Annotated in this window: 11 protein-coding genes and 1 pseudogene; 9 read left to right on the top strand and 3 right to left on the bottom strand. The window is 33.2% G+C overall.

The window, feature by feature from the left end; all coding sequences use genetic code 11:
* Positions 1–334: 334 nt before the first annotated feature.
* From xerS to HC179_RS15765, 6 genes are all read left to right on the top strand, one after another.
* Positions 335–1414: a tyrosine recombinase XerS gene (gene xerS / locus HC179_RS15740; protein ID WP_168865161.1), complete on the top strand. Its 1080-nt coding sequence runs from the start codon at positions 335–337 to the stop codon at positions 1412–1414.
* A gap of 85 nt (positions 1415–1499) precedes the next feature.
* On the top strand, positions 1500–2042 hold the full coding sequence (locus HC179_RS15745; protein ID WP_168865162.1) for a hypothetical protein: 543 nt from the start codon (positions 1500–1502) through the stop codon (positions 2040–2042).
* A gap of 13 nt (positions 2043–2055) precedes the next feature.
* Complete coding sequence (locus HC179_RS15750) at positions 2056–2346, top strand: hypothetical protein (RefSeq protein ID WP_168865163.1); 291 nt, start codon at positions 2056–2058, stop codon at positions 2344–2346.
* Positions 2347–2856: 510 nt separating this feature from the next.
* Positions 2857–3195, top strand: a complete 339-nt coding sequence (locus HC179_RS15755; protein ID WP_168865164.1) for a hypothetical protein — start codon at positions 2857–2859, stop codon at positions 3193–3195.
* 14 nt (positions 3196–3209) lie between these two features.
* Positions 3210–3542, top strand: a complete 333-nt coding sequence (locus tag HC179_RS15760; RefSeq protein ID WP_168865165.1) for a hypothetical protein — start codon at positions 3210–3212, stop codon at positions 3540–3542.
* A 232-nt stretch (positions 3543–3774) separates the two neighbouring features.
* Positions 3775–4419 (top strand): JAB domain-containing protein, encoded by a 645-nt coding sequence (locus HC179_RS15765; RefSeq protein WP_168865166.1) that lies wholly within the window; start codon positions 3775–3777, stop codon positions 4417–4419.
* Positions 4420–4931: 512 nt separating this feature from the next.
* On the opposite strand, the gene HC179_RS15775 is transcribed toward HC179_RS15765, so the two are convergent.
* Positions 4932–5294 (bottom strand): YhjD family protein, encoded by a 363-nt coding sequence (locus tag HC179_RS15775; protein ID WP_168865168.1) that lies wholly within the window; start codon positions 5292–5294, stop codon positions 4932–4934.
* A gap of 137 nt (positions 5295–5431) precedes the next feature.
* Here HC179_RS15775 and HC179_RS15780 point away from each other — a divergent pair.
* Positions 5432–6233, top strand: a pseudogene (locus HC179_RS15780) (ATP-dependent DNA ligase).
* 58 nt (positions 6234–6291) lie between these two features.
* Here the strand turns inward: HC179_RS15780 and HC179_RS15785 are convergent.
* Positions 6292–7932, bottom strand: a complete 1641-nt coding sequence (locus HC179_RS15785; RefSeq protein ID WP_168865169.1) for a putative bifunctional diguanylate cyclase/phosphodiesterase — start codon at positions 7930–7932, stop codon at positions 6292–6294.
* Between the two features lie 211 nt (positions 7933–8143).
* On the opposite strand from HC179_RS15785, the gene HC179_RS15790 reads away from it, so the two are divergent.
* Together HC179_RS15790 and HC179_RS15795 are read left to right on the top strand one after the other, a co-directional pair.
* Positions 8144–9280 (top strand): energy-coupling factor transporter transmembrane component T family protein, encoded by a 1137-nt coding sequence (locus HC179_RS15790; RefSeq protein WP_168865170.1) that lies wholly within the window; start codon positions 8144–8146, stop codon positions 9278–9280.
* The gene (locus HC179_RS15795) at positions 9258–9800 is read left to right on the top strand and encodes a hypothetical protein (RefSeq protein WP_168865171.1); all 543 of its coding nucleotides are present in this window, start codon (positions 9258–9260) and stop codon (positions 9798–9800) included. Before HC179_RS15790 ends, HC179_RS15795 begins: the two co-directional genes overlap by 23 nt.
* Before the next feature lie 17 nt (positions 9801–9817).
* Here the strand turns inward: HC179_RS15795 and HC179_RS15800 are convergent, their stop codons facing one another.
* Positions 9818–10474, bottom strand: a complete 657-nt coding sequence (locus HC179_RS15800) for a hypothetical protein (RefSeq protein ID WP_168865172.1) — start codon at positions 10472–10474, stop codon at positions 9818–9820.
* Between the last annotated feature and the right edge of the window lie 12 nt (positions 10475–10486).

Raw genomic sequence — 10486 nt, forward strand, 5'->3', positions numbered from 1 at the left:
AACAGCTTCTTTTATTCCTAGTTTTCAATCAGAGTGTGAATCCAAAAAAAAGCCTATTATCTGCACCCTGCAGGTAGTAGGCTTTTTAAATTTAAGAATTATTTTAGTAAGTTAATCGGATTCCCATCATTATTTAAGAACAGTCTATTACTTCCTCTTTTATCCAAAATAAGCGTTAACCTCTTTTAACGTTAATTATGATATAATAAAAAAAACGCCCAATCCCTTATATACCAAGGGATTGAACGTTTTCTAGGCGCAATTTTATAAGCGTTAAATTGTATTTCACGCACACATTTCGACAAAATACGACATACTAAGAGGTGTTAATAATTTGGCTAAGCGAGAACGACTTACTAGGCAACAACGCCTCCATAAAGAAAAATTAGATGAAAAACTAAAGAACCTCCCTCCTTATATTGAAGAATACAAGGATGATATGTTTTCCGGGAATGTTTCACCTTCCACCCTTTTGGGATACTTTCATGATTTTGAAAAGTTTTTTAATTGGTTAATTGTTGAAGGCATTGCTAAAGTTGAGAACATCAAAGAAATTCCGCTCACTACACTTGAGAATTTAAAGTTGCAGGAAGCAAACTCATTCTTTTCTTTCCTTGCATTCGAGCAAGAACTACAAGACGAAACCATTAATCGTAAGAAAAGTTCATTAAAATCGTTATTTAAGTTTCTTACTGAACGTACTGAAGATGAAGCTGGAGAATGTTACTTTTATCGAAACGTAATGGCTAAGGTGAAAATGAAAAAGAATACTGAAACCCTAGATGTTCGAGCTGAAAGAATAAGTGAAAAGATACTACACGGTCCAGAGATTCAAGATTTCATTAACTTTGTAGCATATGATTATCCAAAAGCTATAGAGGGACAAAAGATTAAAATGGGGTATTATAAACGCGACGTTGAGAGAGATCTCGCTATTATCTCCCTTCTCTTAGCTTCTGGAATACGTGTTGGTGAATTAGCCAACCTCTCCCTCTCTTCTGTAAATATGAAAAAGAGGAAACTTTACGTATTAAGAAAAGGTAATAAGGAATCATCGGTTTTCTTTAGGAAGTTTGCTCTTCCCTTTTTAGAGGAGTATAAACGTATCAGAGGCTCTAGATATAAAGCTAGAGATACTGATAGATACTTTTTCCTTACAAACTATAAAAAGGCCGCACAGCCGCTTTCAGTACGCTCTATCCAGCAAATAATTATGAAATATACTGAAGCTTATAGGGATGAAAAACTCTCTCCACATAAATTCAGACATACCTTTGCTACTGAATATGCAAAAAGAAATTCAGTATATGATCTCATGAGACAACTTGGCCATACATCAGCGGAAACTTCTTCTTTATACGTAAATACAACGGAAGAACAAGCACAGCAAGCTATTGATGCACTGGACGATTGATAGATAAAAAGTTAAGACCTTAGACTTTAACTAGGCTGCATCTAATAAGTAATCATATTAAATTTATAATAAAGGAGCACACCCTATGAGTTTAAATGAAGTGTTAGAAAATACCCCCTCATATTCTTTCTTTGAGTCGTTTCAGTTATTTGATCTAGTTGATTACATTGGTCTATTTTCACTATCTTTAATATTGGCAGTTGTTTTTCTATTCTTATTATATGAGGGAGGCAGAATAAAACCTTTAAAAGAAATGTTCTATAAGGATTTTTTAACTACTCTAATAGTTATAAGTGTTATTGTTTTCTCAACAGGATTTTATCTAATCGCTTCATATCGTATAGAAAGCACATGGAATAAAGAATATGTAGAGCCTTACATATCTTCATTGTCAATTGCGGAAGTTGAGCCAAATTTATTACAGCTAGATAAAGAAAGAGTTTCTTTTGTAGTAAATGGAAAACTAGTGGAGCAACGTATACTTAATATGAAGTTTGATTTACAGCCTGATGAAAATCCAGTTGTAAGATATAAAGAAGTTCCAGAAGAATTAACAGTTGAGACATCATTAGTAAATGAAATTGAAGAAGTAACTGTACATTTGCCAATAAATTATGACTTAAATTGAAGGGATGGTAACTATGTTAAGCTCATTATTTGAATATCTAATTAGTCTAGATGTTCTTCCTTTTTATTTTGTTTTAGTAGCTGTCTTAGTATCTCCCATTTTGATCAAATATAAAATTGGAGAAGCTAGGGAGGATCAGATTAAGAAGCTTTTTGAAGTATATGGAAAACATAATGTTAAGGAAATAGAACTGATAGACCGCTCTCCGAAAGAATCTACCAAATTTAAGGTTAAAACTCTTACCAATACTGAGATAATTACAATGGTCCCAGGTTATAAAATTGAAAATAGACAAATATTTTAATGCAGGTTTAATTTATGATTAATCTATCTATGAAACTCTATAGGGATAGTAGCATTATTCTTTACTATCGGACTTACTATAAAATTTCTTCATGATGTTTTATTTAGTTAGAACAATAGAAGTTATATAGACCCCTAACAATCAGCTACGTGGATTAAAAAACATGTTAACTTACATTATTATGAACCTCACTATTTTTACATCTTTGTCTTTATTTCCATACTTTTAGTGAACCTTCTAAGCTTTTCATCCAGTAAAAAACATTCCAGACTTTGATAAATGAAGAAAAGTACTAATTTTTCGAAAACAAAGGTTTAAGAAATCCCCGGTATGAAAGAGGTGTCTCATGAAAATAATATTGGTTTTAGGACTGTTTATAGTTTGGGGTATTTTTGCTTTTTATCATGCATATAAAATAGATTCTATGAGAAATGATTGATGGAAGTACTAGATCATTCTATTGGGTTAATAGCGTTTATCATCGTAACTATACTAGAACGGAGTGATTAATTGATTTATTTTATTATTGGAACGTTGGTATTAACTTTATCCTTACTATTCTGGATTAACAATATTGTAGGAGTAGCTGCTCTAATATTATTAATAGTTGGCTTTACATTAGCTTCACTTGAAAGCCTAAATGATAAGTTACAGTACATTGCTCTTGGGGTAATACTTATTTCTAGTGGTTTATTTTTAGGTTTAACTTCTGCCCCTGTACCGATTTTATCTGAATTTATTCATCCTATAATTCTTAAGTTATATGGAAGTCTCCTATTTTTGTTAGGCCTTATTCTCATAGGTATCATTTCATACCAGGCTAAATATGACTCTGTAGAGAAAAATTGAAGGTAGGTGGAATAATGGAACATGTAAACATAGATTATATGAAAATAGCTGTAATGAACCGTATTAAAGAAAAGCATAATTTTTCGAATGGTTATACCTTTAGAACTGGCAAAGAAAATTCTTTAGAATATGTCATAAATCTAACAGAAAATATGTCAACTAAAGGCTTTAATTGGCTAGTGAGTATACCGCAATATAATACTTGCTTTCTCCTCCCTGCTTCTACAATTACAGCAAGAAATATTGAAGAACAGCTTCAAAACGTGAGTAATGAGGATCAAAATTGGAACAGAGATCTTGCTGAGTGTATCTATAAGACAATCGAGCAAATCCTTAAAGATGCCTAAACAAAAAATATAAAACATATGGTTCGGATTACACTTATAGGGTATAATCAAATTAATAATTTTTTTACTTTTTCTTATTTTTGCAATCATTTATGATTTGCAGTTGAACACTAAACCATAAGCGTTCTTTGGAACGATTTCTAATCAAAGAGTTTTCTCTTTGTCTAAGAATCGTCTCTAAAGAGCGCTTTTTTGTGTTCAAAAACAAAAAACCTTTAGGAGAGTGTGTATTATGAAAAATCATTTTACTGTAGCAAAAGAAGAAATGGCCTTTTACGGAGAAGATTGTACAAGTTTGCAGAATATGTTAGCTATACTAATTGGACCAAAGGCAGATGCTTCTGTAACAGGGCAATTAGCAAGCTTAGGAGTTAATGGATTAGGTCTATTATCAAAAGGCGATTTACTGGAGTATCCATCCATTGGTGAGTTAGGAGCTAGTAGAATTTTAGCGGCATTTGGTCTTGCTAACTACATTAGAAAATATCAAAAAGAAGAGCGTTTCACTATTCGTTCTCCTGAAGATGCGGCAAAATATTTTTCGGATATGGAGTATCTTAATCAAGAATTTTTTGATATAATCTATCTAAATTCAAAGAACCAAGTTATTTCTAGAAAAAATATCTTTAAGGGTACATTAAACGCCAGTATAGTCCATCCAAGGGATGTCCTACGCGAAGCTGTAAGAGTTAACGCAGCTAGTTTTATCGCGGCTCATAACCACCCTAGCAACGACCCTAGCCCTTCAAGAGAAGACATTGACACAACAAAAAGGCTTGTTGAAGCTGGAAAGTTAGTTGGTATAGATATTTTAGACCACCTTGTGATTGGTGGATCCGGTAGATTTGTTAGCCTTAAAGAAAAAGGTTATATCTAATAATTAGAGAGTGACTATATATATTATTTAAAAAGGAATGTTTCTCTAGAGAAACACTCCTTTTTTATGTTTTTTTGCTATATTTTTTATAAGAAAATTAGACTTCTACTAAGTTACCTTATGAAATAAGTTTACAGTTATATGGATTGTGATATAATTTACATTAGAAGCATATAATAAAAAAGGAGCCAAAGTGCTACCAACACTTTGACTCGTGACAGAATAATTCTGCAGTGGCTCAGCTACTGTGGGCGAACGAAATCCACCCGGCCTTCACTTGCCAGCGTTTGACGGGTGGATTATTTCTTTTGGTTCATTTTAATTAGTACGACCACAAAGTTTAAAAAAGCTAGAATGAATATTCCAGACGTTAGAAAGATTTGTAGTTCGCTCATGGCTTCACCCCCGTTCTCCACAGGGATTTAGCCGCTCCACCCGTATTAAACTGTCTTCTCCATTATACCACTTTTACCCTTAAAAGAACGCTTGTTTGTTAAAAAGCATCTAAATACTCATTTTAGTTGGAAGTACTCCATTAACCTTTTTTGCATCTTCATTTTTAGCGCATATTTCAAGTAATTTAAATTACCCTCATACCCTCTTATCAAATATTTATAGTTCCAAAAGTCACCTTCACTATGGATTACTTTGTCAAAAACTTTTATCCCCTTTTGACGCATTACTCTTTTTAATTCTATCAGGTCCCTTCTCCCCGTCTTCAATACATTATCTGTTAATTCTAGATAGGGTTTCTGCAACCGAATAGTGGAAGCTTCAATTGACTTTAATTCACGTTCTAATGTATCAATTAGAAGGTTAAGTATGACGTATTGATCGGCAATCTCTATATCTTCACTAGGTAGAATATTACCCATAATATCCCTCTCAACTTCAATTTATACCACTAATATTAGAACATATGTTCTTTGTTGTAAAGTAGCGATTGGAAATCACCTCCTAATTAAATAAAGAAAACTTACTGTTACAATAAGATATAGGAGTGTGAAAAACATTGTTTATTCAACCTATGTTACTTGAACAGAGCAAAGAACCTTTCAATAATAGTGACTTTATAACCGAAGTTAGATGGTTTTAGGCTGTTATTATCCAAGTTTAATCATAAAGTTAAGTTATATACGAGACATGGAAATGAAGTAACTTCCTTATTCAAATCCCTTACAAATATAGATATTCCAGATCGTACGATGCTTGATGGAGAGTTTATTGTACCTGGAGAAAATGGAGCACCAGACTTCGAAGCTGCCATGGAGGTCTTCAGGTCTTCAAAAAGCACCCATTTTTATCAATTTTGCATATTCGATATAATCTACCTTAATCATGAGAAGGTTGCTCAGAAGCCTTTGTGGGAGCGTAAGGAGCTATTAGATTCACTAGCAATTGAACACAAGCATATTGTGGTAAGTAAGTGGATGTACGGCCATGGCATAGAGTATTTCCAATTAACTCAGGATAAGGGCTTAGAGGGTATAGTACTTAAAGATAAGAACTCTCCTTATGAGCATAAAAGGTCCAAGCACTGGTATAAGGTAATTAATTATCAATATGATTCTGTTGATATTGTTGGTTTAAGAAAAGATAAATTTGGTTGGTTATTAGCATTTAAGGATGGACGACCTGCTGGTATTATGGAGTTTGTTCCAATAAAGGAAAGAAAATTACTATATTCCCTAAAAACGTCAACCGGCGAAGACGAGAAATATATTTATACTAAACCAATTCCTTGTAAAGTAAAATACAGAAATTTAACTAAGAATAACTTATTACGTATCCCTTCTTTCGACAGCTGGGAGTAAAAAAAGACTATTAGGATCCTCCTCCAATATGGATTCCTGATAGTCTCTTTTATATTTTTTATACCGAAACTTTATAATCTTCGTTTAAAAAGGTGTGGAGGTCTTTTAAAGGGAGCGGCTTACTTATGTAATAACCTTGAATAGCATCGCAACCTTTTTCCATTAAAAACTGAAGCTGCTCTTTCGTTTCTACACCTTCTGCCACTACTTGAAGCCCCAACTTCTTCCCTAAAAATAATATAGATTCTGCAAGCTCTCGATTTGTTTTGTCCTTTCTAATTATTTGTATAAAGGACTTGTCTATTTTTAGTGTGTGAATCGGGAAGTCTTTTAAATATCCTAATGAAGAGTACCCCGTTCCGAAATCATCAACTGATATAGTTACTCCTAAATCACAGATCTTTTGCAAGACATCTACACTGCCTTTGGATAACAAAACCCCTTCTGTTATTTCTATTTCTAATAGTCCTGGATTAAGTTGAGATTCTTTTAAAGCCTCTTCGATAAACTTGTCCAGCTCTGGATATAAAGTGAAGAGGATTGGAGATAAGTTAACGGAAATAGGAATGAATGTATCTCTAGTGTTCCATTCATACGCTCTTTTGCACGCTTCCATTAGTAGATCCCTTGTTAATGTGGTTATCAGCCCTGTTTCTTCTGCTATGGGAATAAAATGATTTGGAGGGACTGAGCCCAAGTGAGCGTCAATCCAACGTGCTAGAGCCTCCACTCCTATTGTTTTACCACTAATTAAAGATACTTTTGGTTGATACTCTAGGTAAATTTCTTTGTTTGCTACAGCTTGATGTAACTTGTTTTCAATCCTCATTTTTTCTGTTTGATGTTCACTCATAGCCGGCACGTAAAATTCTACCTGGCCTCTTCCTTTGCTTTTTGATGAGAACAAAGCAATGGTTGCACGAGTAAGACTGGATTCAACATCATCTGTATCGCATTTACTAATACCTACAGCTATATCAATTCTAATATCTTCCCTTTGAAAGTTATAAGGGTTTAATAGAACGGTTTTTATTCGTGCGACCAATGACTGCGCATCCCTTTTATCTTTAATCTGATTGGTAACAATGCAAAACTGATCACTACTCACTCTCGCCACAAAATGAATTGGGGCCGCGCTTTCTATACGCCTACCAGCTTCTATTAGAATGTAGTCCCCTGCTTCTTTACCATAGGTATCATTCAAGACTTTAAATCCGTGGATATCTACCATAATAATAAATGGTGGGTTTTCTTCTTTTTGTAAAGCCACAAGTTTTTGGTGTAATTTTGTTTTGTTAGGCAAGCCGGTTAATTGGTCATGTGTGAGATGAAAGTTGAGTTTCATTTCCTTAGCTTTTAAGTGTTCCAATGAGTTAGAAAGATCGTCTAGATTTTTTTGCAGAACTCTTAGGCCATTCCATTTTTCACTCTCCGTTATTTTATCTCCAGTCCCTTTCCTCATGGTTTGGACTTGTTGTATTAGTCTAGAAATACTGTTATTCAATCCTCCTAATAGTTGATAGATAAAACTTATAATTAAAGTAGTAATCATAGCTGTTATTCCTACAAAGTATAATATCGTGCTTTGGTTATATCCCTCCTGTCTCAGTATTAGAATCTTAAAAAACAATCCAATAGCAATAATTACAACTAGAATGGAAGAAATCAATATTAGTAATTTCCAATGGAATTTAGTCAAGTACATCCTCCTACCAAAAAAGCTCCCCAAAGAGATAAGGCTATAAAAATAGACCCTACATCCTTGGGGAGCTCCCAAATTATTTAGTTAACATTTTCTTGTATTATTATAAATTAATATATTTTAAAAAACAATTGACCAAAGGAAAATATTAGAATAAAATTAAGTAAAGTAAAACTTATTGAATTATTTAAAAATGAGGTGAAAAAATATGTTAAGAGATTTATTGTGGTTCTGGGATGCAAAACTTAACTATGACCGAGGCAGATCCGCAGGCTTAGCTGGTCTAATTGGAGTAGCAGCTATTATATTATCAGTAATGTTTTGGGATAAGATATATGCTGTTCTAGATATACTAGGGATTGTTGGCTTTTTTGAAAGATTAGGATTGATTAATGCAGAATTGACGCCACTATTAATTTTAGCCTGGTTCTTCTACATAGTAATCTGCATGTTTATTATCTTCATTATAGGTTTGACTCTAATGCTGGGTTTGGTTTTGATTGGGAATTATATCGTTGATGAAAACAATGATAATTTCTTTAAAACAGCCATTTTGACTATTCTAGGTTTCCCATTATATTTAATGGTTACATTATACCTCTTCATTAAATCGCCCAAAGAATTTCTACGAAAAGGAGCGGCCGAACGGAAAGTTAAAAAAGAGAAAAAATTATACACTATGAATCAGAAGAAAAACTACCTACAAAAAGACATACGGCGCTCTCTTACGGTTGAAGAAGCAAAAGATTATTTGAATAGATTATTCATTGTAGGAGATAAATCGTTTTTAATGGGCTATTCGGAAGAGAGAGATAAGATGTTTATATTACTTCCTTCACCTCTTTACTTTAAGAAATCTTCTTGTAGTAAATTATACGGATGGCAAACTAACGCAACTGACCAAAACTCTTACTTTAAACCAGAGTGGAGTGCTGAAGGATATTCAGATGTATATGGTTTTACCGGTTTTGAAGTAGGGTTTGAAACACCAGGCAAAGATGGTTTAATATTAAAAGATAATTTTACAAAGAAAGTATATAGCAACGATTTGAACCTTATTGTAGAGAAGGACTTAGATAAAGACTCTAAACTCGAGAAGTATTTTCATGGATTATCTATCAGTATACACTTCAGACACCATTTACTACACGATACCTTAGTTTACTTGAAAGAATACGATGATTTAATTAAACATATTTCAGGGGAAAGAGAAATGGCTGTCTTTGAGAAAGAGCCTTTGGAAGTAATAAAGCTTTATAAAGCTCATAATCATGAAATGGCTAGCCTTATCTATAGTGATTTGAATAAGGAGTTATCGGACATTGGACTTAAAATACCTTCATAATCTAAAACATCATAAGGACATGCTAACGAGTAGAAGTGACTGGGACCGTTATGCAAAAAAGTATGGATTGCCCTCTTCTTATCAATTAATAAAAAGCATTGGAAGCTGGCGAAAGGTGAAAGAGCATCTAGGGGTTAATACAAGGAGAAGAGTTATTGCAAATAAAAGCGAAATGACAGAATTATTGTGTAAGCATAAAGATCATTTTACAACGACCTTAATGTGGGATGAATATGCTGAGAAAGAAGAATTACCTTCTAGTAGAACAATTATTAATCACTTTGGTAGTTGGAAACAAGCCCAAGAAACTATAGGAGTTAGAACTACACCTAGGCATATTCCTAAATCTTATAATAAAGAAGGAATTATTGAACTTCTTAAAAACCACCCAAACAGTTATGTTAACCAACTACAATGGAATGAATATGCTAAACTAAACTCCCTACCTTCATATAAAACTATAAGAAAACATCTAACCTTTAATGAATTTATTAAACATACTAAAAAGAGCCATAATTAATATATGGCTCTATCCTATTATGTCTGTTCCTTGATTTGGTTAATGATGTCGGTTGGAGATGTTGAAATAAAGACAATCCCCTTCGCATTCTTCCCATGATTATACTTTTGAAAGGTTAGAGCGATTTCAATCTCCACTTTCTTTCCATCATTATACTCTAAAATTACTGAAGTATTATTCTTATCTTCTACTCCAAAAGAGTATTCCGTTGTAAGTAGTTCACTTGAAACAAGAGTACCTTCTCTAGACAATTCATTCATAATCTCCATTAAAGCTTCATACTTATCATCATTGGGATGTTCAAATATTGCATTAGAAAACACCGATGGGTCAAATGCTTGGGAAAACGCATCAGGATCTCCCATTTGAAGACTACCCAATAAATATTTTATGGCTTCTTCAGGCTTAGCATTAGCTGCTAAAATTTCTTCATCTACATCGGTTAAATACCCTATGTCTGCCTGTTTATCTACACCTTTTATCCAAGACATTGAAGTTACTTCCACATTGTCTATTTGTTCACGTAAAGATAAAATGGTATTAACCGCTTCTTCACTACTGATCTCTCTGTATGATACTTCTTGAGGTGTAAAATATTTATAGACATATCCTCCAACAACTGCTATAAAGATTATACACAGGAAACTTACTAGATAAACTTGTTTTAAGTTCATATAAACACATCC

Source organism: Bacillus sp. RO1 (genome assembly GCF_012524115.1).
In the GTDB taxonomy this organism is placed as follows: domain Bacteria; phylum Bacillota; class Bacilli; order Bacillales; family Bacillaceae_I; genus Sutcliffiella_A.